We start from the raw sequence: 22,051 nt of genomic DNA on the forward strand, positions 1-22,051 counted from the left end.
TGCTCAGCGCTCCTGTCCGGCACGGGTGGCAGCCTGTTCGGCTGCGCGCCCGCGTGGGCCGTGAAAGTATTCTTGGATCCAGGTGTCGTTGGTCTTCTCGACCTCGGCCAGCGGGCCGGCCACCAGGACCTTCTTTTGCGACAGCACCGCGATGCGGTCGGTGATGGTGTACAGGGTGTCGAGGTCGTGGGTGATCAGGAACACCGACAGGCCCAGCGCATCGCGCAGGGTAAGGATCAACTGGTCAAATGCCGCGGCACCGATCGGGTCCAGGCCAGCCGTGGGTTCGTCGAGGAACAGGATGTCCGGGTCCAGGGCCAAGGCGCGGGCCAGCGCTGCGCGCTTGATCATGCCCCCCGACAACGAGGCCGGGTACTTGTCGGCAGCCGAGATCGGCAACCCGGCAAGGGCCAGTTTCACCCCGGCCAGGTGCTCGGCATCGCTACGGGACAGCCCGGCGTGCTCGATCAGCGGCAACGCCACGTTTTCGGTCACCGTCAGCGAAGAGAACAGCGCACCCTTCTGGAACAGCACGCCAAAGCGCCGCTCGACCAGTGAACGCTGTTCATCGCGCAGGCCGGTCAGGTCCTGGCCGAGCACCTTGATCTGCCCTTCATTGGGCCGGCGCAGGCCAATGATGCTGCGCAGAAGCACCGATTTGCCGCTGCCTGAACCGCCTACCACGGCGAGGATTTCGCCGCGGTACAGGTCAAGGTCAAGGTTTTCATGCACCACCTGGCGGCCGAAGCGGTTGCAGATGCCGCGGGCTTCGATTACGCAATCGTGGCCACTCACCAGCCCATCTCCATGAAGAACAGCGCTGCCACCGCATCCAGCACGATGACCACAAAAATCGACTGCACCACTGCCGAGGTGGTGTGTGCCCCCACCGACTCTGCGCTGCCGCTGACCTTGAAGCCTTCCAGGCAGCCAATGGCGGCGATCAGGAAGGCGAAGAACGGTGCCTTGGCCAGGCCTACCAGGAAGTGCTGCACGCCAATGTCGCTTTGCAGCAGCGACAGGAACATGGCCGGCGAAATATCCAGCGTCAGGGCGCATACCACCGCCCCGCCAACGATGCCGCAGATCATGGCGACAAAGGTGAGCAACGGTAGCGAAATCAGCAGGGCCAGTACCCGCGGCACCACCAGCAGCTCCATGGGGTTGAGGCCCAGAGTGCGGATGGCGTCAATTTCTTCGTTGGCCTTCATCGAGCCGATCTGCGCGGTGAACGCGCTGGCAGTACGGCCGGCCATGAGAATGGCTGTCAGCAGCACGGCGAACTCGCGCAGGAACGAGAACGCAACCAGGTCGACGGTGAAAATGGTCGCGCCGAAGTCGGCCAGCACCGTGGCGCCGAGAAATGCGACTACGGCGCCCACCAGAAAGGTCAGCAACGCAACGATGGGCGCGGCGTCCAGCCCGGTCTGCTCAATATGTGCCACCACAGGAGTGAAGCGCCAGCGATGTGGCTGGAAGGCGCGGCGCAGCAAGGTTTCCAGAATCACACCGACGAAACCAAGCAGTTGCATGCTGTCCTGCCACAGCGTGCCGACGGCGCGGCCGATACGCTCCAGCAGCAGCAACAGCACATTGCGCTCGGGCTCCTTGACCGGGATGCAGTAATCCTGGACCGAACAGTAGACGTTTTTCAGCAGCGCCTGGCTGGCTTCAGGCAGCGCGTGGGTGCAGCGCGACAGGCGCTCGGAGCCTAGCAGTTCGGCCAGCAGCGAAGCGCCGGCAGTGTCCAGGCGGCCCAGCTGGCTGAGGTCGGCGACGGTGTCGGCAGGGCACTGCGAGCGCAGGCGCTCGCTCTCGCGCTTGAGTTTGGCGTAGTGTGCCAGGGTCCAGTCACCGGTAATACGCAGGCAGGCCGGTTGGCTGCTGGCGTCCAGGGTGGCGCTGGGGGTGGTCATAGGCTCCATGCAATTGACTCGGCGCTAAGGCTTAGGGGCTGATCATAGCGCAGGGGGCATGGGCTGTTTGGTGATTATGTGCTGTGTGTACGCTTGGCAACAGTGACCTGGAGCCGCCTTGTGCTGCGCAAGGCAGGGGGTCAACTACCCGCGGGTGCATCATTGACCACCTTGAAGCGCAGCACGCCGATCACTTGCCCATCCTCGGTCAGCACCCTCACCTGCCACTTGCCTACCGGGTTGGGCGGGAAGTTCTGCTTGTGGGTCCAGGCACGATAGCCTTCCTTGCGCCCGCCGTGGATGTCCAGGGCAATGCGGTCGACCTCTTGGCCGTCCTTCTGCCACACGTGGTAGATCCGCTCGTTCAGGCCGCGTGGCGCGTTGATGGCGGTGTAGGCATACAGGCCACTGCTGCGGATGCGGCTGGCGGCAATTTCGTCCAGCGAGTCGCCCGGTTGGCGGTTCATTACTTCGGTACTCACCGCCACCTCGGTCATCCACAGGGTTGCCGGCGGTACCCAGGAGCGCAGCAGCCAGCCGCCGGCACCGACCGAGAGGGTAACCAGCACCAGTGCCACGGCGCGGCGCCAGTTGTTGATCGGGAAGCTGCTGGCCAGGCTGGGGAACGACAGGGCCATGGCCGCGATCAGGGCCAGCTTGAAGCTTTGTGCGGTGGTCAGATGCAGGATGATCGGTAGCGCGGTCAGCAGGGCGGCGAACAACGTCAGGGTATGCAGCGCCAGGAACAGCCAGCGCCGCGGTGCCAGCCACTTGTAGTACAGCGGGTCGATGATCGAAACCAGGCCGGCGGCGCCGAGCAAGCCGGTGAAGACCAGCTGACCGCTGTTCCAGGTGGTGGTGATGAAAAAGAACGGCAGCACGAAGAACAGCGTTTCCTGGTGGATCATCTGCGTTGCATAGCGCAGCAGCGGCTGAGGGATCTCGCGGTTGAAAGTGCGCGCGAACAGCCCGGTGAGGGTGTTCTCCAGCATCAGCCAGACCCAGCTGACCAGCATGAGCACGGCGACCCAGCTGGCCAGGCCAGCCTGGCGGTCGACCAGGATGAAACTGCCGATACCGGAGAGGAAACCGCCGAGCGCAATGATGCCTGGGTAGCGCTTGAGGAGTTCGATGACGCGCTGGACGATATGGGGGATTTGAGGCATTGGGGGCTACGACAGAAAAGTGAGGTGGCTATGCCAGCCTCTTCGCGGGCAAGCCTGCGAAAGGGTCGGTACTGGCAAAAGGATACCGCCTATTTACTGCTGCCGTGTAGCACCACTGGGCCGTTCAGGCCCATGCCGCCGCCAGCGCAACAGCCCCGCTGCCAGGCACAGCCCCACAAGCAAGGCCATCAGCCCGTAAAGCTCGTCATAGCCTAGCAACGGCTTTTCGATGCGCACATAGCCATCTTCCTTGAGCAGATCCTTCAGTGCCTCGTTGGCCTGTTCCAGGCTGACCTGGCGCAGCTTGCGCACCGGGCTGGCAAAGCGCCCGTCGGTATAGTCGTTCAGCGCCCCCCAGTAGTAGTCGGCCAAGGCGCTGTTGCCTTGGGTGCTCCAGCTTTCCTTGGCGATGCTGGCTTCCTTGATGCGGGCGAAGGTGTCTGGGTCCAGGCCTTCCTTGCGCAGGTGGTCGAACAGGGCCTGCATCACCTTGACAGCCTTGTCGATGTCATCGCGCTCGAGGTCCGCATTGAGGCTGAGCAGGCCGGTGTCGCCAAAGCTTTCGCGCTGCACGGAGGGGCCGTAGGACAGCCCGTTGCGCAGGCGCAGCTGGTCGTACAGCGCCCAGTCCAGGTAGTGCGACAGCAGGTCGAGGGTGGCTTGGTGGTCGTTGTCCAGCACCGGCTCGATGAACAGCCAGTGCAATTTGACGCCATCACCCAGCCAGCCGCGGGTCAGGTTGCGACGCTGCTGGGCCTGTCGGGTGATGCTTTCAAGGTTGCGGCGCTCTTCTGGTTCAGTGGCGGGCAATTCGCCAAACGACCGCTCCAGATAGGCCGGAAGCAGGCGGTCGAGGCCACCGACCATGATCAGGGTCATGTTGTTGGCGGCGTACCAGCGGTCACGCAACGCCTGAACTTGCGCCAAGGTCATGTCGTCGAGGTTGGAGCGCTCCGGGCATTTCAGCCCCAGCTCGGTGGCCAACTGGTCGTTGGCCGGGTGGCCGATATCCTGGCGGTCGAGCCAGCGCTGCAGGTGGCCATAGTGGCCGCCATCCTCACGCTCTATGATGCGCTTGGCGGTGGCCAAGGCCTTGGCGTCGATGGTGGTATCGCGGATGACTGCCAACAGCAGGTCGAGGACCTTGCGCTGGTTGCGCGCCGGGGCCTCGATTACAAAGGTGGTGTCGGCACTGCTGGTATAGGCGTTCCACTCGCCGCCGAGCGCTTGCAGGCGCTCTTCCAGCCCGCCTTCGCCTGTTTCGTCGATGCCACTGAACAACAGGTGCTCAAGCAGGTGTGGCAGCTCTTTCTGCTCGCAGTCGAAATCATCCAGGCCCACGCCGACCACTAGACGAATCGCCACATGGTCCCGTTCGTAGCCGTTTTTCAGGATGACCTGCAGACCATTAGGCAACAGGTAGCCTTCAACCCGCGAGCGGTCGAGGGCGAACGAGGGCAGGCTGCAGATCAGCAGGCAAACGAACATCAGGCAACGCATGGGCGAGCGAGGGTCCTCAGCTAGGAGAAATCACGGCTGGCGGGCTTCATCGGGCACACTGTCGAGCATCAGCCCTCCGGTGTCCGAGCCGCCCAGTACCACATAGGCACTGCTACAGAACAAAGAGTTCAACCGCTTCATGTCGGCGATCAGCTCCAAGTGTAGCGAACTGGTCTCGATACTTTGCACGACCTTGCGCTGCAGGCGGCTGACATGGGCGTGTGCGAGGCGCCGTTCCTGGGCACGGAACCGGCGTTTTTCCCGCAGCAGCAAGCGGGCGCTTTCCGGGTCGGCACTGAGGAACACCGACAGGCCCAGGCGCAGATTGGCCAGTAATTGCTCCTGCAGGCCGGTCAGTTCTTCCAGGCCTACCTGGGAAAATTCCCGACGCTGGCTGGTTTTCTGCTGCTGAACCTTGCGCAGCATGCGTTCGATCAAGTCACAGGCGAGTTTGAGGTTTATTGCCAGCTCGATGATTTCAGCCCAGCGGCGGTTGTCCTGTTCACTGAGGTCTTCCCGTGACATCTGCGCCAAGTACAGCTTGATTGCGCTGTACAGGGCTTCGGCGTCTTCGCCCAAGGCGCGAACTTGCTGTGGCAAGGCGGTCTGGGTGCCACGCAGGGCTCCAAGCATCGCTTCGAGCAGGCTGTCGACGATGTCCCCCAGGCGCAAAGTCTCGCGGGCGGCGTTGGCCAGCGCCAGGCTGGGCGTTTCCAGGGCCGAGGCGTCAAGGTGGCGCGGGCGCACCTGACCATTGCCGGTTTCCCGTTCAGGCAGCAGGACGTTGCACAGCCGACCCATCGGTTTGACCGTGGGCAGCATGATCAGACAGCGCAGTGTGTTGTAGAGCAGGTGAAAACCGATGACCAGCTCCTGAGGGCTGAAACTCAGCGAGTCCATCCATTCCACCAGCGGGTGCAGCACAGGGATGATCAGCACCAGGCCGATCAGCTTGTACAGCAGGCTGCCCAAGGCCACCCGACGCCCGGCGGCGTTCTGCATGCTGGTACTGATGAAGGCCAGCAGCCCACTGCCGATGTTGGCGCCGACCACCAGCCCGATGGCTACCGGCAAGCTGATCAGTTCGGCGCCGGCCAGTGTCGCTGTGAGCAGAACGGCGGCCAGGCTGGAATAGGAAATCATGGCGAACATTGCACCGACCAGAGCGTCGAGCATGATGTCGCCGGTCAGTGAGGCAAATAGCACTTTCACACCCTGGGCATGGGTGATCGGCGCAGCTGCCTGCACGATAAGCTCAAGTGCCAGGATGATCAGGCCAAGCCCGATGCCAACTCGGCCCAATTGGCCGGCCCGTGTCTGCTTGCGCGAAAGGAAGAAGATCACACCAAGGAAGATCAGCAGCGGCGACAGCCAGGACAGGTCGAAGGTCAGTACTCGGGCCATCAGTGCGGTACCCACGTCGGCACCCAGCATGATGGCCAAGGCCGGGGTCATGGCCATCAGGCCTTGGCCGACGAACGAGGTGACCAGCATGGCCGTGGCGTTGCTGCTTTGAACCATGGCCGTGACCAGAATACCGGCGATGAATGCCAGCGGGCGCTTGTCCATGTTCTGGCTGATGATGCGCCGCAGGTTCGAGCCGAATACCCGGAGGATGCCGGTACGCACAATGTGGGTGCCCCAGACCAGAAGCGTAACGGCCGAGAGCAGGTTGAGCAGGGTCAGCATGGCGAAGGCCCCCTGTTGCATAGGCCCAGCGGGCCAAGAAAAGAAACGTGAGCGTTTGAAGAATTTTCAGTGCTCACTCAAAGCTTTAGTTGTTTTGCGCAGCTGTCGCCAGCTTCGCATGGCAGTCATATATTTGAAATAGAACTCAAATGAATGATCGCCTGTATGGGTCTCTTCGCGGGTAAACCCGCTCCTACAGTGATCGAGTACAGAAAAACGGGCATGAAAAAGGGCCCCGCGAAGGGCCCTTGCTGTGCTGTACTTCCTTGACCTTATTGACCCGGAATGTCCTTGCGCAGTTTCACCGGGTCATGATCCTTGCCATCTTTGCGGGCCATGGCGGTGCGCATGCGGATGTTGATGGCTTCCACCCCCAGCGAGAAGGCCATGGCGAAGTAGACATAGCCCTTCGGCACGTGCACATCGAACGCTTCGGCGATCAGTACTGTACCGACCACGATCAGGAACGACAGCGCGAGCATCTTCAGCGACGGGTGCTTGTCGATGAAATTGCTGATGGCGCCGGCGCACAGCATCATCACCAGCACAGCCACTACGATGGCGGCGACCATCACCGGTACGTGGGAAACCATACCCACTGCGGTGATCACCGAGTCCAGCGAGAACACGATGTCGATGATGGCGATCTGGATGATGGTGTAGAAGAACTTGCCACCTGCGCCTTTGGGCTCCTCTGCGTTCTCGTCCTCGCCTTCCAGGCCGTGGTAGATCTCTTGCGAGCTCTTCCATAGCAGGAACAGGCCACCGAAGAACAGGATCAGGTCACGCCCGGAGATGCCCTGGCCAAAGACCACGAACAGGTCGGCGGTAAGGCGCATCACCCAGGTAATCGACAGCAGCAGCATGATACGGGTGACCATGGCCAAGGCAAGGCCGAAGATCCGGGTGCGTGGCTGCATGTGCTTGGGCATGCGGCTGACCAGAATCGAGATCATGATGATGTTGTCGATACCGAGGACGATCTCAAGCGCGGTAAGGGTGAAAAAGGCAACCCAGATTTCCGGGCTGGTCAGCCATTCCATGTATTTTCCTTCGAGCGGTAATGGCAACGCGCCCCGGTCAGGGCGCGTCGCGTACGTGATACGGGTTTATTAAAGACTACTGAACAGCGGGAAAATCCCCATCAGCAGTGCGCCGAGCATTATGCACAGGCATACCAGCACTGCCCACTTGAGCGTGAAGCGCTGATGATCGCCGAACTCGATACCGGCCAGGGCCACCAGCAGGTAAGTGGAGGGTACCAGCGGGCTGAGCAGGTGTACCGGCTGCCCGACGATCGACGCACGGGCCATTTCTACCGGGGTGATGCCATAGTGGCTAGCGGCCTCGGCCAGGACCGGCAGCACGCCGTAGTAGAACGCATCGTTGGACATGAAGAACGTGAACGGCATGCTCACGATCGCGGTGATTACGGCCAAGTATGGACCCAGCGCCTCGGGGATGACCGCCAGCAGGCTCTTGGACATGGCGTCGACCATACCGGTGCCGGACAGGATGCCGGTAAAGATGCCGGCGGCGAAGATCAGCCCGGTCACGGCCAGTACGCTGCCGGCGTGGGCGGCGATGCGGTCCTTCTGCTGTTGCAGGCACGGATAGTTGACGATCATGGCGATACTGAAGGCAATCATGAACAGCACTGGCAGCGGCAGCAGGCCGGCGATCAGCGCGACCATCAGGGCGGCGGTCAGGGCACCGTTGAAGTACAGCAGTTTGGGCCGACGTGCGTCCGGGTACTGCGAAACGGTAATTTCGCTGTGGTCGATGTCGTCGGTAGGCAGATGCAGTTCGCCCAGGCGGGCACGCTCACGCTTGCCATACATGTAGGCAATGGCCAGGATCGCCAACACACCGAACAGCATGGCCGGGATCATCGGCACGAAGATGTCTGACGGGTCTACGTGCAGGGCGCTGGCAGCACGAGCGGTCGGCCCACCCCACGGGGTCATGTTCATCACGCCGCCGGCGAGGATGATCAGGCCGGCCATGATCCGCGGGCTCATGCCCAGGCGGCTGTACATCGGCAGCATGGCGGCGCAGCAGATCATGTAGGTGGTGGCACCGTCACCGTCGAGCGAGACCACCAGGGCCAGTACAGCGGTGCCGACCGAGACTTTCAGCGGATCGCCCTTGACCAGCTTGAGGATCTTGCGAACGGCCGGGTCGAACAGGCCGGAATCGATCATCAGGGCGAAATAGAGGATGGCGAACATCAGCATCACGCCGGTAGGTGCGAGCTTGCTGATGCCCTCTAGCATCATGGGGCCGATCTTGGCGGAAAAACCACCGAACAGGGCGAACAGGATCGGTACCAGAATAAGCGCGATCAAGGCCGAAAGGCGCTTGGTCATGATCAGGTACATGAACGTGATGACCATGGCAAAGCCGAGGAAGGTCAGCATGGCAATACTCCAGGCGTGGCGCGGCGAAAGGACAGTCGATTCGGGCGTATCAGCGCGTAGGGCGCTGTGCGGGGAGCATGCGGAGGGGGACTACGAAAAGGCGGGCACAGGAATACATCAGAATCACCATTGTTGTTGTTGATTGGGCCGGGCGCGGTATTGACCGGGTGCCCTGGCTGACCGGTCTTGTGCCGGTAGTGGGCGCTATCCTAAAAGGGCAAGCTTTCAGCCAGCTTTCGCTGAAGCAAAGGTGACGAGAGGTAGGTGATGCAGGATGTAACCGAAGGTGGCTGCCATTGTGGAGCCCTGCGTTATCGGCTGGAGGGCAACCTGACGGACATTGCCCACTGTCATTGTTCGATCTGCAGGCGGGTCAGCGGTGGACTGGTGGTCACCTGGCTTACCCTGCCCCGTTCTGGGTTCCAGTGGTTAACGGGCGAGCCGAGCTGCTATGTGGCGCCTGCCAGTTGCAGCCGCTACTTCTGTGGGCAGTGTGGGGCGCATGTGGCGCTGGTGACCACTCATAGCCCCCAGACGATCGATGTGACGGTGGCGACGCTGGATCACCCTGAGCGGGTACGAGCCAACCGGCATATCTGGGTAGGCAGCCGGTTGCCCTGGTTGCATCTGGATGAGGATTTGCCCTCGGAAGATGAGGAGCGCCTGTAGGCGTGGGCTTGCCCGCGAAAGGGCCAGCCCTTCATACATCACAACTGCAGGCCACCAGCAGCCTTGTGCAACGCCCGCAAGTGCTCGCCGATCTGTTTCACGTTGGCCTCGACCGCTGCAATTTCCTTGGCCCGCGACGGCTCCAGCAGCGCCCTCACCTCTTTGTCCAGGCTGGTGCTCAAGCGCAACAGCTGTGCCTGGCGCTCTCTGCTCACCTGCTCCAGGTGCTTGCGCTCTTCTGGCTGCGGCAGCCCGTAGCCTTTGGAATCGAGCAACTCTGCCGGGCGGCTGAGAAAACCGCTGTTGGCAAGCATTTGCTTGAGCGTGGCATCGGCTTTGTTGATGCTGCCATCCTTCAATGCTGCGGCATTCAGGTAACGCTGCTTGACCTCGTCCTGGGCCAGCAGAAGCTGCCGGCGCAGGCTGGCCTGCTCAAGCAGAAGCAGTGCCGCGCTGGTGCGCAGGTCAGCCTTGGCGAACCAGCTACGGCGCTGCTCGGCATTGAGGGCCAGCCAGTCTTCAACCAGAGCTTGCTTGATTGGCAATTGCTTTCTCAGCACCTCGAACATGGCCTGGTACCGGTCGCGGTAAGAATCGAAGCGGTAGCCCAGGCGTAATGCTTCGCGCGGGTTATCAAGCACGCTGGTGTCTGCCAGCCCCCTGCCCTTGAGCACGGCCAGCAAACCGTTGGGCATGATGCTGTCCAGGTCGTTGAGGCGTGGATTGGCGGTGCCGCTGCGCAGCAGCTTCAACGACTCCACTGCACAGTTGTTGGACAGGAACCAGTAGTTGCCGTCATAGCTCCAGTGCATCTCGGCGGCCTGGCGCACCAGGTTCTCGATTTCGTCGCGGTTGAGCTTCAAGGGCACTGAGGCCAGGCTGCGCAGCTCGGTCTTGGTGTATTCGTCGATCACCTGGCCCAGCGGCAGCACGAATAGCCGCGACGGGTAGTTGCCGACCAGCCCGTCCCAGCTGGACAGTTGCACGTCGTTGACGAAGGCGCGGTACGACAGCACCAGGCTTTGATCGAGGTCCAGGCGGCAGTCTGGTCCACGTGGGCGGCCCGGCTTGCAAATCACCAGGCGCAGCATGCTGTGTCCCCAGCGGCTGACCAGGTTCTGATTGGCTTCAGCCAGCAGATAGTCCACTTCGTAGACCCGCTCTGGGTCGATTTCACCTAGCGGCTGGCGGGCGAAGTCGCTGCCGGCATTGATGAATGGCAGGCCCTTGGCACAGGTGTCCTGTTGGGGTGCCCAGCCGAAGTGTTCGCGGAGGTACTGATACAGCGCCGGGCGACGGCAGCTGTAGCTCGGGTCGAGGAGGAAATACTCCATATTGACCGCAATGTATTCCTTGGGGCTGCTCAACTCATAGCTGTCGGGGCTGCGCACGAATTGGCCATTGTGCTGTTCGCGCTCGCCGCGTCGGCCCACGTACTGCTGCCACCCGGCCAGGTCGAGCAGGCGTGGGTCGTCGCTCAGGGTGAAGCGACGCTCGGCCTGCCCGCGGCATTCTTCCGGCAGGCCGACCTTGCCCAGCGTGCCTTGCTGGCGCTTACAGCGTGCAATCAGCGAATTTTCGGTGCTGGGCCACAGGCGGGCACGGTCGTAGAGATGGGTGAGCTCGTGCAGCACGGTGGCCAGCAGCTCTTCACGCACCGTGCCATGTGGGCGGTCGGTGCGCTCGGCGGCGGCGCTGCCATCGGCGAGGCTGGGCAGCAAGCGGCGGTTGAGCTCGAGGGTGGATATCAGGGAAGCCTGCCCATAGGCGTCGGCAGGCATGTTGTCGCTCCAGCTGACCCGCACGTGGCGGTCCAGCTGTTGCTTGAAGTGCGGTGGCAGCTTGCCCATGGCCTCGTCGAGCAGGGCCTGGGAGGCTTGTGTTTGTTGTGGGTCGAGGCCGGACGCCTGCAGCTCAAGCTGCAGGTCGGCCAAGGCGGGCGTGCCGAGCAGCGTCAAGGCGCAGCCGAGCAGCCAGGCACGCACGCGCTTCACAGTGCGAGTATGGCTTCAGCCAATACCTGGTCGCTGGCGCCGCGCGCTTCCGGTACTCGCTCGCGCAGGGTATTGAAGGCCGCCTCGAGTTGGACGCCGCGGATGTCACCGTTGCTGGCGACGAAGCTTGCAGCGTCGTCGTGGGCTTCGCGCACCACTTTGGAGTCGCGGATCGAGGTGGTGGTGTCTGAGGTGAAGTCGATCGAACGGCCAAAGGCACGCACGATGATGTTGCTGGTGGCCACCAGGGTCTGTGCCTGGGCCAGGTCGGCCAGCAGGAGCATGCCGAGGGAAGCGGCAATCAGCGGTTTGCGCATGGAGCATCTCCGAAAAATACAGGGAGTCAGATGTAGTTATTGGACGAGAATTGCCTGCGCCAGTTCCAGATCGCCGACGGCGTGCCGTGCGCAATTGTGGCGTAATGATTCCAGGGCGGCTTCCAGGCGTGCACCGCGGATCAGCCCGCCGCTGGCAACGAATGCGGCGGCATCGTCGCGGGCCTGTGTGACCAATTTGCGATCGAATGGTGCGGCTGTGACCTGGCTGGTGACATAGCCGGTGATGACCAGGCTTTGTGTGGTGGTATCCATGGCATGGGCGCTGGCCATGCCTGCGGCGGCGAACAGCAATGGCAACAGGTAACGCATAAGCTTTCTTGAAGGCTGGAAATGAACGGCGAAGCCTAACTCAGGTGCGAGGGCCGAAGCCAACGCACCTGTTGTGCATGGCGCGTATCAGAGTGCCAGGATGGCCTGGGCCAGCTGTGCATCGCTGGCTTGCAGGGCCGGCATGTTCGAACGGATGTGCACAAAGGCGCTTTCCAGTCGGGCGCCGCGGATAGCGCCCTGAGTGCCGACGAAGCTGGCTGCGTCATCGCGGGCTGCCTGGACAATCTTGTCGTCGCGGAAGGAAGAGCTCACGTCGGATGTGGCGTCGGTGGAGGCAGCAACGGCGCCCACTACCGCGTCGGTGGTGACAACGAAACTGGTGGCATTGGCAGTGCCAGCCAGGCCAAGCAGCAGGGCGGCGCCAAGCAGGTGTTTACGGTTCATGATGTGGACTCCTGGGTAGGTCAGGTTGGTTCTGCTGTATCGGACGTTTGCAGGGCTCGTCACGGTACGTTTTCATCAACGGGTTCTAGCAGACGGTTAGGCCAAGCGTACCACGCAGTGCTGCGTAGAGATGACAACGACTGCTGTGTCAGACAACTGTTAAGGCGAATTTTCGTATTTGTAAAACTGTACTGGTCGCGATCTGAAGCACGCGACTGCGCGTCTCTCGGGCAATAAAAAACCCGCTGCAGTCACCTGCAACGGGTTTGAGGAATTCACGGTGCCGGCGAAGCCGGCAAGCCGGGAGCTTAGCGCCAGAAAGGCTTGCTCAGCTCTTCGTAACGCTGCGACTCGCTGATACCGGCGTCTGCCAGCAGGCGGGAGTCCAGGCGAGCCAGTTGACGACGGCTGGTCATACGGCGCTGCCACAGCAGCAGGGTCGACAATGCGCGCAGTGGCAGCGAAGTGTTGGATTGCTGGGCGTTGCTTTCAAAAACCAGACCGGAACTGAGGGTACGTTCCATGATGCTTCATCCTTCCGCTTATGGCGGCATTAGGTAGTGATTTAACTGATGCCAATGATCCTCCTCTGTCGTCCATAACAGTAGATACAGTTCGGTGGAAAGACGATGGCTCAGTTAACTGTGTAACCCTACTGTTGCACTCGAAATAGGCGTAACTGTACTGGTCCGCACTTATTTGGTGCGTTTCGATTCGAAGAAGGGGATTTGTCAGTCGGGAAGGTATGAAAACACCAGTACAGTAGTACAGTTTATGCTGCTGATAGAGGGGTGGCGTAGTGATAGAAAGGTTTGACTGTTATGCCCCATTCGCGGGTAAGCCCGCGAAGAGGCCGGAACAGCGGAAGCAGGGCCGCCGTTCCGTACCACATCTGGATCAGCTGGCCAGCATGCGCCCGGTTTCTTCCAGGTTTTCGTGCCAGCTCAGGGCTTCACGCAGGATGTGCGGGGTATGGCCGCCACGCTGGCAGGCGCGGTCAAAGTAGTCGTTCAGCGCAGCGCGGTAGTCTGGGTGCACACAGTTGTCGATAATCGCTCGCGCCCGTTCGCGCGGCGCCAGGCCACGCAGGTCCGCCAGGCCCTGCTCGGTGACCAGGATGTCCACGTCGTGCTCGGTGTGGTCGACATGGCTGACCATTGGCACCACGCTGGAAATCGCCCCGCCTTTGGCAATCGACTTGGTGACGAACACCGCCAGGTGGGCGTTACGGGCGAAGTCGCCGGAGCCACCGATGCCGTTCATCATCCTGGTGCCACAGACGTGGGTGGAGTTGACGTTGCCGTAGATATCGAACTCCAGTGCGGTGTTGATACCGATGATGCCCAGGCGACGTACCACTTCCGGGTGGTTGGAGATTTCCTGCGGGCGTAGCACCAGCTTGTCCTTGTAGCGCTCCAGGTTGCCGAACACATCGGCATTGCGGCGCGTCGACAGGGTGATCGAGCTGCCGGATGCGAAGCTAAGCTTGCCGGCGTCGATCAGGTCGAAGGTGGAGTCCTGCAGCACTTCGGAGTACATGGTCAGGTCTTCGAACGGCGATTCGATCAGGCCGCACATCACCGCATTGGCAATGCTGCCAATGCCGGCTTGCAGCGGGCCGAGCTTGTTGGTCATACGGCCTGCATCCACTTCCTTCTTGAGGAAGTTGATCAGGTGGTCGGCGATGCCCTGTGTTTCATCATCTGGTGGCAGCACAGTGGACGGCGAATCCGGCTGGTCGCTGATGACGATACCGACGATTTTGGCCGGATCGATCGGGATCGCGGTGCTGCCGATACGGTCGTCTACCTTGACCAGCGGGATTGGCGTGCGAGTCGGGCGGTAGGTTGGGATATAGATGTCGTGCAGGCCTTCGAGGTTGGTGTTGTGCGAGAGGTTGATCTCCACAATCACCTGCTTGGCGAAGATCGCGAAGCTGGCCGAGTTGCCCACCGAAGTGGTTGGCACGATGTGGCCTTGCTCGGTGATGGCCACGGCTTCGATGACCGCGATGTCCGGCAGCTTCAGCTGCTGGTTGCGCAATTGCTCGACGGTTTCCGACAGGTGCTGGTCAATGAACATCACCTGACCGTCATTGATGGCTTTGCGCAGGGTGCTGTCGACCTGGAACGGCATACGGCGGGCCAACACACCGGCCTCGGTCAGTTGTTTGTCCAGGTCATTGCCCAGGCTGGCGCCGGTCATCAGGCTGATTTTCAGTGGCGATTGCTTGGCACGTTCGGCCAGTGCATGCGGTACGGCCTTGGCTTCGCCGGCGCGGGTGAAGCCGCTCATGCCGACAGTCATGCCGTCCTCGATCAGACCAGCGGCATCAGCCGCACTCATTACCTTGCTGTGCAGGGAGGACAAGCGGATACGATCACGGTACATGGATTGTTATCTCGGGCTACTGAAACTACTGCAGCGCAGTCTAGAGATTTCGCCCATTGCCGTCCCACGACCATGGTCGTATGAGAAGCCTTGTATTTGAGCCGTTGATCCGGATCAATAAAAGAAAAGCCCCGGCAGATTCTGACCAGGGCTTCCTTTATATCAGCTGGTTTGCAGCGGCTGGTGTCACTCCACCGCCTTGACCATGTCCTCGATGACCTTCTTGGCGTCACCGAACACCATCATGGTCTTGTCCAGATAGAACAGTTCGTTGTCCAGGCCGGCATAGCCGCTGGCCATCGAGCGTTTGTTGACGATGATGGTCTTGGCTTTGAACGCTTCGAGGATCGGCATGCCGGCGATTGGCGACTTGGGATCGTTCTTCGCCGCCGGGTTGACCACGTCGTTGGCGCCCAGCACCAGCACCACGTCGGCCTGGCCGAACTCGGCGTTGATGTCTTCCATCTCGAATACCTGATCGTACGGCACTTCAGCCTCGGCCAGCAGTACGTTCATGTGCCCGGGCATGCGGCCCGCCACCGGGTGAATCGCATACTTCACGGTCACGCCGTTGTGGGTCAGCTTCTCGGTCAGCTCTTTCAGCGCGTGTTGTGCGCGGGCCACCGCCAGGCCGTAGCCCGGAACGATGATCACGCTGTCGGCGTTGCTGAGCAGGAAGGTGGCATCGTCAGCCGAACCGGACTTCACCGGACGCTGTTCTTGCGAACCTTGCGCCGCGCCAGTGTCGGTATCGCCACCGAAGCCGCCAAGGATGACGTTGAAGAACGAACGGTTCATCGCCTTGCACATGATGTACGAGAGGATGGCACCGGACGAACCTACCAGGGAACCGGCGATGATCAGCATCGAGTTGTTCAGCGAGAAGCCGATGCCGGCCGCTGCCCACCCCGAGTAGCTGTTGAGCATCGACACCACCACTGGCATGTCGGCGCCGCCGATCGGAATAATGATCAGCACACCCATGATGAAGGCCAGGACCAGCATCAGGGTGAAGGCACTGTAGTGGCCAGTGAAAGTGAACAGCAGGCCTAGGGCGATGGTGGTCAGGCCAAGGATCAGGTTCAGTTTGTGCTGGCCAGCGAACTGTACCGGTGCGCCCTGGAACAGGCGGAACTTGTACTTGCCCGACAGCTTGCCAAAGGCGATCACCGAACCGGAGAAGGTAATGGCACCGATGGCGGCCCCGAGGAACAGCTCCAGGCGGTTACCGGTGGGGATCGGGTCGCTGATGGCAGCCACAATACCCATCGACTGCGGCTCTAGTACGGCGGCGATGGCGATGAATACCGCGGCCAGGCCGATCATGCTGTGCATGAAGGCGACCAGTTCGGGCATCTTGGTCATTTCGACGCGTTTGGCCATGATTGAACCGGCGGTGCCGCCGACCAGCAGGCCGACGATGACATAGCCGATACCGGCAGTGGCAAGTTCAGCCCCGAGTTTATAAATGAGGCCAACCGTAGTGAGGATGGCGAGCCCCATGCCGATCATGCCGAACAGATTGCCGCGCCGCGAGGTGGTCGGGTGCGACAGGCCCTTGAGCGCCTGGATGAAGCACACCGAGGCGACGAGGTAGAGGAGCGTTACCAGATTCATGCTCATGCTTACTTCTTCGCCTCGTTCTTGGTTTTCTTCTTGAACATTTCAAGCATGCGGCGGGTGACCAGGAAGCCACCGAACACGTTGACTGCGGCAAGGGCCACGGCCAGGGTGCCCATCAGCTTGCCGGCCGGGGTCACGGTCAGGGCTGCGGCCAGCATGGCGCCGACGATGACGATTGCCGAAATGGCATTGGTGACCGCCATCAGTGGGGTGTGCAGCGCCGGGGTGACGTTCCACACCACGTGGTAGCCCACATAGATGGCCAGCACGAAAATGATCAGGTTATAGATGCCGTGGGAAATCAGCATGTCTTCCATTGTCGTGCTCCTTAGCCGTTTTTGCGGACGACCTGACCATCACGGCACATCAGGCAGGCCGCGACGATGTCGTCTTCGAGGTTGATGATCAGCGCGCCATCCTTGTCGAACAGCAGCTTCATGAAGTCCAGCAGGTTGCGTGCATACAGTGCCGAGGCATCGGCACTCACCTGGGCCGGCAGGTTGGTCGGGCCGACGATGGTCACGCCGTTCTCCTGCACCACCTGGTCTGCGACGGTCAGCGGGCAGTTGCCGCCTTGGGCTGCAGCCAGGTCGATGACCACCGAGCCAGGCTTCATCTGCGCCACGGTTTCGGCGCTTAGCAGGGTCGGCGCCTTGCGCCCGGGGATCAGCGCGGTGGTGATGACGATATCGGCCTGCTTGGCGCGCTCGTGCACGGCCTGCGCCTGGCGCTGCATCCAACTTGCCGGCATTGGTCGGGCATACCCGCCAACACCTTCGGCGCATTCTCGCTCCTCGTCGGTCTCGTATGGCACGTCGATGAATTTTGCACCCAGTGATTCGATCTGCTCTTTCACGGCCGGGCGAACGTCGGATGCTTCGATCACCGCACCCAGGCGCTTGGCTGTGGCGATGGCCTGCAAGCCGGCAACGCCGGCGCCCAGTACCAGCACGCGTGCGGCCTTAACGGTACCGGCAGCGGTCATCAGCATTGGCATGAAGCGTGGGTAGTGATGGGCTGCCAGCAACACGGCCTTGTAGCCGGCGATGTTGGCCTGCGACGACAGCACGTCCAGGCTCTGCGCCCGCGAGGTTCGTGGTGCGGCTTCCAGGGCGAAGGCGGTAATACCGCGTTCGGCCATCTTGCCGATCAGTTCACCGTTGAAGGGGTTGAGCATACCCACCAGAAGGCTGCCGCTGTTGATCAGGGCCAGTTCCTGGTCGTTGGGGGCGACCACTTTGAGTACCAATTGGGCGCCGTAGGCATCGGCGGCGCTCCCAAGGGAAGCACCCACGGCTTCATAGGCACTGTCCGGAATGGCGGCGTTGAGCCCTGCCCCCCGTTGAACGGTGACCTGATGGCCCTGGCCAATCAGTTTCTTGATGGTTTCGGGGGTCGCTGCGACCCTTGTCTCACCGGTCTGCGTCTCGAGAGGAACACCAATGTGCACGACTATTTCTCCTGCGGTGACCTTTTGTCTTTGTAGAAGCCAGCACACTTCGGATGGTGCGCTGGGGCGGCTGTGGAGCGCCAACCCGCCGGATCCCGGGCGGGGCGAAGCATTTTGCAGACGAACCCGAAGGCCTTCAACCGGTTCTGGAGCGAAACGAAGTCAAAACTACAAGTCACCCTGTGACCGCTTGTCGCAGCTATAGGGTTGCAGCCCGTCAAACATGCGCCATTGGCAGATTAGGAGAAAAAATCAAAAAAAAAGCGGCCAATTCGCTTACGACTAGTTGGATGTCGCAAAATAACCCGCAAAGCCGCGTACTGAGCACGGTTAAAGGGTGTTTTTGTGCTTGCGTTACAGTTTGCGAATATGCGACATATACATACATCTGTAGGTGTTTAAAATAATTGACTACAGGGTCAATTTGTCGCGTTTGTCCCTGAGCTATTTATGTAGGCCTGAGCCTGACCTACCAGCCAGTCGCGAAAGGCGCGTAGCGACGCCGACTCCACCTTGCGCTCTGGAATCATCAGATAGTAGGCCTTGTCGCTACTCAGGGCATGCCTGTTAGCGACCACCAGCCTTCCCTCCTCCAACTCCCGCTGGATCAAGAACGGCGGTATCAGGGCAATGCCCATATCGTGCATGGCCGCCTGGGCGAGCATCGAGAATAGTTCATAGCGCGGGCCTGTCATGTCGCGCTCCACATTCATCCCAACACTTCCGAACCATTGCCGCCAGGCATACGGGCGTGTGCTCTGCTGCAGCAGTGGTAGCTGCGCGATGTGGCGCGCCTCGAGCATGCCTTGGTCGTTCAGCAGCGCCGGGCTGCACACAGGTACCGGGTTTTCACCCATCAGTTGGTGCGACTGGGTGCCTGACCAGTCCGCATCACCAAAATAGATGGCGGCATCGAAGGTAGTGTCGGCAAACAGGAATGGCCGGGTGCGGTTGGTGAGATTGACTGTGACCTCCGGATGGCACTGCTGGAAGTCCTTGAGCCGTGGAAGCAGCCATTGAGTGCCAAACGTCGGAACTACCGCCAGCTCGATCACATTGGCGCCTTGCTGGCGCATTACCGACAAGGTATCGCGTTCCACGGCGTCCAGTTGGGCCGCCACCTGGCGACTGTAGGACAGGCCGGCTTCGGTCAGCCTTACGCCGCGGCGCGACCGACGGAACAGTTCCACATTAAGGAAGGCTTCCAAGCCACCGATCTGCCGACAGACGGCACCCTGGGTCAGCGCGAGTTCCTGAGCAGCCTTGGTAAAGCTCTCGTTACGGGCTGCCGCCTCGAAGCAAATCAGGGCGGCGGTACTGGGGATCTTACGGCGCATGTACGTCAACCTCACTTGTAAGGCTGTCAATTAGGCGTTTTGCCGATTTACGGAGTGACAAAATATCACTAATCGGTGCGCAATCCTCGTTTGTCCCCGTGGCCGATCAGGCCTAGGCTCAAAGGCACAAGAAACTGCCCCCTATTTCGAGGATTCGCTCATGGCCGGTAAAGCAAGCTTCAACTGGATCGACCCGCTGCTGCTGGATCAGCAGCTCACTGAAGAAGAGCGCATGGTGCGTGACAGCGCTTATCAGTTCGCCCAGGACAAGCTGGCGCCGCGTGTGCTCGAGGCCTTCCGCCACGAGCAGACCGACCCCGCGATCTTCCGCGAGATGGGTGAAGTCGGCCTGTTGGGTGCAACCATCCCCGAGCAATACGGTGGCAGCGGCCTGAACTATGTGTGCTACGGCCTTATTGCTCGCGAAGTGGAACGTATCGACTCGGGTTACCGCTCGATGATGAGTGTGCAGTCGTCGTTGGTGATGGTGCCGATCAACGAATTTGGCACCGAAGCTCAAAAGCAGAAGTACCTGCCCAAGCTGGCCAGTGGCGAGTGGATCGGTTGCTTCGGTTTGACCGAGCCTAACCATGGCTCCGACCCTGGCTCGATGATTACCCGGGCGAGAAAGGTCGACGGGGGCTACCGGCTGACCGGCAGCAAGATGTGGATCACCAACAGTCCCATCGCCGATGTGTTCGTGGTGTGGGCCAAGGATGATGCAGGCGATATCCGTGGCTTCGTACTGGAAAAAGGCTGGCAAGGCCTCAGTGCCCCGGCAATTCATGGCAAGGTTGGCCTGCGCGCCTCGATCACTGGCGAAATCGTCATGGATAATGTGTTCGTGCCAGAAGAGAACATCTTCCCGGACGTGCGGGGGCTCAAGGGCCCGTTTACCTGCCTGAATTCGGCTCGCTATGGTATTTCGTGGGGTGCGATGGGTGCCGCTGAAGCCTGCTGGCACACCGCCCGCCAATACACCCTGGATCGTCAGCAGTTTGGTCGACCACTGGCCGCCAACCAGTTGATACAGAAGAAGCTGGCCGACATGCAGACCGAAATCACCCTGGCGCTGCAGGGCTGCCTGCGTCTGGGGCGCATGAAGGATGAAGGGACGGCTGCGGTGGAAATCACCTCCATCATGAAGCGCAATTCCTGCGGCAAGGCGCTGGATATCGCCCGTATGGCGCGTGACATGCTGGGCGGCAACGGAATCTCCGACGAGTTTGGTGTGGCCCGCCATCTGGTTAACCTGGAGGTGGTCAACACCTATGAAGGTACCCACGACGTGCATGCACTTATCCTGGGGCGTGCGCAGACTGGTATCCAGGCGTTCTATTAATAAGGAGCAAGCCATGGGCGCGCTATCACATCTGCGGGTGCTAGACCTTTCGCGCGTGTTGGCCGGCCCGTGGTCTGGTCAGATTCTGGCTGACCTTGGCGCCGACGTGATCAAGGTCGAGCGCCCAGGCAGTGGCGACGATACCCGCTCATGGGGGCCGCCTTTCCTCAAGGATGTCGAAGGTGAGGACACCAGTGAGGCGGCTTACTACCTGTCGGCCAACCGCAACAAGCGCTCAGTGACCATCGACTTTACCCAGCCGGAGGGGCAACGGCTGGTGCGGGAACTGGCGGCGAAGTGCGACATCGTCATAGAGAACTTCAAGGTGGGTGGGCTGGCTGCCTATGGCCTGGACTACCAGAGCCTCAAGGCGGTAAACCCGCAGCTCATCTATTGCTCCATTACCGGCTTCGGTCAGACCGGGCCCTATGCCAGGCGCGCTGGTTATGACTTCATGATCCAGGGGTTGGGTGGGCTGATGAGCCTGACCGGTCGTCCGGAGGGTGAAGAAGGCGCAGGGCCGGTCAAGGTGGGTGTGGCGCTTACCGATATTCTGACCGGGTTGTACTCCACGGTCGCCATGCTGGCTGCCCTCGCCCACCGGGATCAGACAGGTGTCGGCCAGCATGTCGACATGGCATTGCTCGATGTGCAGGTGGCCTGTCTGGCGAACCAGGCGATGAACTACCTGACCACGGGCACCCCTCCCCGTCGGCTGGGTAATGCGCATCCTAATATAGTCCCTTACCAGGACTTTCCGACGGCAGATGGCGATTTCATTCTTACCGTCGGTAATGACAGCCAGTTCCGTAAATTCGCTGAGGTGGCCGGGCAGCCGCAATGGGCGGAGGACCCTCGGTTCGTTACCAACAAGCTGCGGGTGGCCAACCGGGCTGAGCTGATACCATTGATTCGCCAGGCTACGGTGTTCAAGACCACGGCTGAGTGGGTGGCCCAGTTGGAGGCTGCAGGAGTGCCATGTGGGCCTATCAATAACCTGGCGCAGATGTTCCAGGATCCCCAGGTGCTGGCGCGCGGGTTGGCGTTGAATATTCCGCATCCATTGGCGGGTAGTGTGCCGCAAGTTGCGAGCCCGATACGGTTGTCGGAAACGCCAGTGGAGTATCGTCGGGCGCCACCCTTGTTAGGCGAGCATACCGAAGCGGTGCTGGGGGAGGTGTTGGGGCTGGATGTCGGCGAGGTGCAGCGCCTTCGTGGTGCTGGTGTGCTCTAGATGAATAGCGGGGAGGCCGTCAGGCCTCCCCGCTTTGTTTTTTCTGCGCTATCAACGGTTATTGAAATTAAAGGTTGACGCCCTCTCGAATCCCCTTATAATGCGCCCCACTTCCAGCGACAACGGAACGAAAAACTCCTTGAGATTCAATGAGTTAAGTAGTGAAGGGAAAGCTGGAGGGGCTACGGTCGAATGATCGAAAGCGGTTGAGATGATGGTTGACAGCGCTTCCAAGTGCTGTATGATTCGCCTCCCGCTACGAGAGATC

General features: G+C 61.0%; 20 protein-coding genes. 3 read left to right on the forward strand and 17 right to left on the reverse strand.

The window, feature by feature from the left end:
- Window positions 1–3 precede the first annotated feature (3 nt).
- From QYE47_RS11810 to QYE47_RS11840, 7 genes are all read right to left on the reverse strand, one after another.
- Window positions 4–795: an ABC transporter ATP-binding protein gene (locus tag QYE47_RS11810; protein ID WP_070383338.1), complete on the reverse strand. Its 792-nt coding sequence runs from the start codon at window positions 793–795 to the stop codon at window positions 4–6.
- A complete protein-coding gene (locus tag QYE47_RS11815; protein WP_070383339.1) occupies window positions 792–1,925 on the reverse strand; it encodes an ABC transporter permease in 1,134 nt (377 codons plus the stop codon). The genes QYE47_RS11810 and QYE47_RS11815 overlap by 4 nt, the downstream gene beginning before the upstream one ends.
- A gap of 131 nt (window positions 1,926–2,056) precedes the next feature.
- Entirely contained in the window at window positions 2,057–3,082 is a 1,026-nt protein-coding gene (locus QYE47_RS11820) for a DUF5924 family protein (protein WP_019436587.1), read from the reverse strand.
- 93 nt (window positions 3,083–3,175) lie between these two features.
- A complete protein-coding gene (locus tag QYE47_RS11825) occupies window positions 3,176–4,582 on the reverse strand; it encodes a pitrilysin family protein (RefSeq protein WP_014589272.1) in 1,407 nt (468 codons plus the stop codon).
- Between the two features lie 30 nt (window positions 4,583–4,612).
- Window positions 4,613–6,271 (reverse strand): Na/Pi cotransporter family protein, encoded by a 1,659-nt coding sequence (locus QYE47_RS11830; RefSeq protein WP_070383340.1) that lies wholly within the window; start codon window positions 6,269–6,271, stop codon window positions 4,613–4,615.
- Window positions 6,272–6,543: 272 nt separating this feature from the next.
- Window positions 6,544–7,314: a TerC family protein gene (locus QYE47_RS11835; protein ID WP_014589274.1), complete on the reverse strand. Its 771-nt coding sequence runs from the start codon at window positions 7,312–7,314 to the stop codon at window positions 6,544–6,546.
- A 69-nt stretch (window positions 7,315–7,383) separates the two neighbouring features.
- Window positions 7,384–8,691 carry a CitMHS family transporter gene (locus QYE47_RS11840; RefSeq protein WP_010951541.1) on the reverse strand — a complete coding sequence of 436 codons (1,308 nt, stop codon included), beginning with the start codon at window positions 8,689–8,691 and terminating at the stop codon, window positions 7,384–7,386.
- A 267-nt stretch (window positions 8,692–8,958) separates the two neighbouring features.
- On the opposite strand from QYE47_RS11840, the gene QYE47_RS11845 reads away from it, so the two are divergent.
- On the forward strand, window positions 8,959–9,360 hold the full coding sequence (locus tag QYE47_RS11845) for a GFA family protein (RefSeq protein WP_019436589.1): 402 nt from the start codon (window positions 8,959–8,961) through the stop codon (window positions 9,358–9,360).
- A gap of 38 nt (window positions 9,361–9,398) precedes the next feature.
- Here the strand turns inward: QYE47_RS11845 and QYE47_RS11850 are convergent, their stop codons facing one another.
- The 10 genes from QYE47_RS11850 to QYE47_RS11895 all read right to left on the reverse strand — a co-directional run bounded on the left by QYE47_RS11850 (window position 9,399) and on the right by QYE47_RS11895 (window position 19,207).
- Complete coding sequence (locus tag QYE47_RS11850) at window positions 9,399–11,354, reverse strand: DUF4105 domain-containing protein (RefSeq protein WP_070383341.1); 1,956 nt, start codon at window positions 11,352–11,354, stop codon at window positions 9,399–9,401.
- Window positions 11,351–11,671: a DUF2388 domain-containing protein gene (locus tag QYE47_RS11855; protein ID WP_003252932.1), complete on the reverse strand. Its 321-nt coding sequence runs from the start codon at window positions 11,669–11,671 to the stop codon at window positions 11,351–11,353. Before QYE47_RS11855 ends, QYE47_RS11850 begins: the two co-directional genes overlap by 4 nt.
- Before the next feature lie 36 nt (window positions 11,672–11,707).
- Entirely contained in the window at window positions 11,708–12,001 is a 294-nt protein-coding gene (locus QYE47_RS11860) for a DUF2388 domain-containing protein (RefSeq protein WP_014589277.1), read from the reverse strand.
- A gap of 87 nt (window positions 12,002–12,088) precedes the next feature.
- Window positions 12,089–12,406 (reverse strand): DUF2388 domain-containing protein, encoded by a 318-nt coding sequence (locus QYE47_RS11865; RefSeq protein WP_014589278.1) that lies wholly within the window; start codon window positions 12,404–12,406, stop codon window positions 12,089–12,091.
- A gap of 308 nt (window positions 12,407–12,714) precedes the next feature.
- Complete coding sequence (locus tag QYE47_RS11870) at window positions 12,715–12,930, reverse strand: DUF1127 domain-containing protein (RefSeq protein WP_003252924.1); 216 nt, start codon at window positions 12,928–12,930, stop codon at window positions 12,715–12,717.
- A 373-nt stretch (window positions 12,931–13,303) separates the two neighbouring features.
- Window positions 13,304–14,797, reverse strand: a complete 1,494-nt coding sequence (locus QYE47_RS11875; protein ID WP_003252922.1) for an acetyl-CoA hydrolase/transferase family protein — start codon at window positions 14,795–14,797, stop codon at window positions 13,304–13,306.
- 186 nt (window positions 14,798–14,983) lie between these two features.
- The gene (locus QYE47_RS11880) at window positions 14,984–16,420 is read right to left on the reverse strand and encodes an NAD(P)(+) transhydrogenase (Re/Si-specific) subunit beta (RefSeq protein ID WP_003252919.1); all 1,437 of its coding nucleotides are present in this window, start codon (window positions 16,418–16,420) and stop codon (window positions 14,984–14,986) included.
- A 2-nt stretch (window positions 16,421–16,422) separates the two neighbouring features.
- Window positions 16,423–16,737, reverse strand: a complete 315-nt coding sequence (locus QYE47_RS11885) for an NAD(P) transhydrogenase subunit alpha (protein ID WP_003252914.1) — start codon at window positions 16,735–16,737, stop codon at window positions 16,423–16,425.
- An 11-nt stretch (window positions 16,738–16,748) separates the two neighbouring features.
- On the reverse strand, window positions 16,749–17,870 hold the full coding sequence (locus QYE47_RS11890) for a Re/Si-specific NAD(P)(+) transhydrogenase subunit alpha (protein WP_014589279.1): 1,122 nt from the start codon (window positions 17,868–17,870) through the stop codon (window positions 16,749–16,751).
- Between the two features lie 419 nt (window positions 17,871–18,289).
- Entirely contained in the window at window positions 18,290–19,207 is a 918-nt protein-coding gene (locus QYE47_RS11895; protein WP_014589280.1) for a LysR family transcriptional regulator, read from the reverse strand.
- Between the two features lie 160 nt (window positions 19,208–19,367).
- On the opposite strand from QYE47_RS11895, the gene QYE47_RS11900 reads away from it, so the two are divergent.
- Both QYE47_RS11900 and QYE47_RS11905 read left to right on the forward strand, forming a co-directional pair.
- Window positions 19,368–20,549 carry an acyl-CoA dehydrogenase gene (locus tag QYE47_RS11900; RefSeq protein WP_014589281.1) on the forward strand — a complete coding sequence of 394 codons (1,182 nt, stop codon included), beginning with the start codon at window positions 19,368–19,370 and terminating at the stop codon, window positions 20,547–20,549.
- 13 nt (window positions 20,550–20,562) lie between these two features.
- Window positions 20,563–21,783, forward strand: coding sequence for a CaiB/BaiF CoA-transferase family protein (locus tag QYE47_RS11905; RefSeq protein WP_070383342.1), 1,221 nt, complete (start codon window positions 20,563–20,565; stop codon window positions 21,781–21,783).
- Window positions 21,784–22,051: the final 268 nt, after the last annotated feature.

Source organism: Pseudomonas sp. 2,4-D (assembly GCF_030418155.1).
Taxonomy (GTDB): Bacteria; Pseudomonadota; Gammaproteobacteria; order Pseudomonadales; family Pseudomonadaceae; genus Aquipseudomonas; species Aquipseudomonas alloputida.

What these genes read in the sequence shown, in the direction of transcription:
- QYE47_RS11815 (WP_070383339.1), bottom strand. Translation starts at nt 1,925, where the DNA reads ATGGAGCCTATGACCACCCCCAGCGCCACCCTGGACGCCAGCAGCCAA.
- QYE47_RS11820 (WP_019436587.1), bottom strand. Translation starts at nt 3,082, where the DNA reads ATGCCTCAAATCCCCCATATCGTCCAGCGCGTCATCGAACTCCTCAAG.
- QYE47_RS11825 (WP_014589272.1), bottom strand. Translation starts at nt 4,582, where the DNA reads ATGCGTTGCCTGATGTTCGTTTGCCTGCTGATCTGCAGCCTGCCCTCG.
- QYE47_RS11830 (WP_070383340.1), bottom strand. Translation starts at nt 6,271, where the DNA reads ATGCTGACCCTGCTCAACCTGCTCTCGGCCGTTACGCTTCTGGTCTGG.
- QYE47_RS11835 (WP_014589274.1), bottom strand. Translation starts at nt 7,314, where the DNA reads ATGGAATGGCTGACCAGCCCGGAAATCTGGGTTGCCTTTTTCACCCTT.
- QYE47_RS11840 (WP_010951541.1), bottom strand. Translation starts at nt 8,691, where the DNA reads ATGCTGACCTTCCTCGGCTTTGCCATGGTCATCACGTTCATGTACCTG.
- QYE47_RS11845 (WP_019436589.1), top strand. Translation starts at nt 8,959, where the DNA reads ATGCAGGATGTAACCGAAGGTGGCTGCCATTGTGGAGCCCTGCGTTAT.
- QYE47_RS11855 (WP_003252932.1), bottom strand. Translation starts at nt 11,671, where the DNA reads ATGCGCAAACCGCTGATTGCCGCTTCCCTCGGCATGCTCCTGCTGGCC.
- QYE47_RS11860 (WP_014589277.1), bottom strand. Translation starts at nt 12,001, where the DNA reads ATGCGTTACCTGTTGCCATTGCTGTTCGCCGCCGCAGGCATGGCCAGC.
- QYE47_RS11865 (WP_014589278.1), bottom strand. Translation starts at nt 12,406, where the DNA reads ATGAACCGTAAACACCTGCTTGGCGCCGCCCTGCTGCTTGGCCTGGCT.
- QYE47_RS11870 (WP_003252924.1), bottom strand. Translation starts at nt 12,930, where the DNA reads ATGGAACGTACCCTCAGTTCCGGTCTGGTTTTTGAAAGCAACGCCCAG.
- QYE47_RS11875 (WP_003252922.1), bottom strand. Translation starts at nt 14,797, where the DNA reads ATGTACCGTGATCGTATCCGCTTGTCCTCCCTGCACAGCAAGGTAATG.
- QYE47_RS11880 (WP_003252919.1), bottom strand. Translation starts at nt 16,420, where the DNA reads ATGAGCATGAATCTGGTAACGCTCCTCTACCTCGTCGCCTCGGTGTGC.
- QYE47_RS11885 (WP_003252914.1), bottom strand. Translation starts at nt 16,737, where the DNA reads ATGGAAGACATGCTGATTTCCCACGGCATCTATAACCTGATCATTTTC.
- QYE47_RS11895 (WP_014589280.1), bottom strand. Translation starts at nt 19,207, where the DNA reads ATGCGCCGTAAGATCCCCAGTACCGCCGCCCTGATTTGCTTCGAGGCG.
- QYE47_RS11900 (WP_014589281.1), top strand. Translation starts at nt 19,368, where the DNA reads ATGGCCGGTAAAGCAAGCTTCAACTGGATCGACCCGCTGCTGCTGGAT.
- QYE47_RS11905 (WP_070383342.1), top strand. Translation starts at nt 20,563, where the DNA reads ATGGGCGCGCTATCACATCTGCGGGTGCTAGACCTTTCGCGCGTGTTG.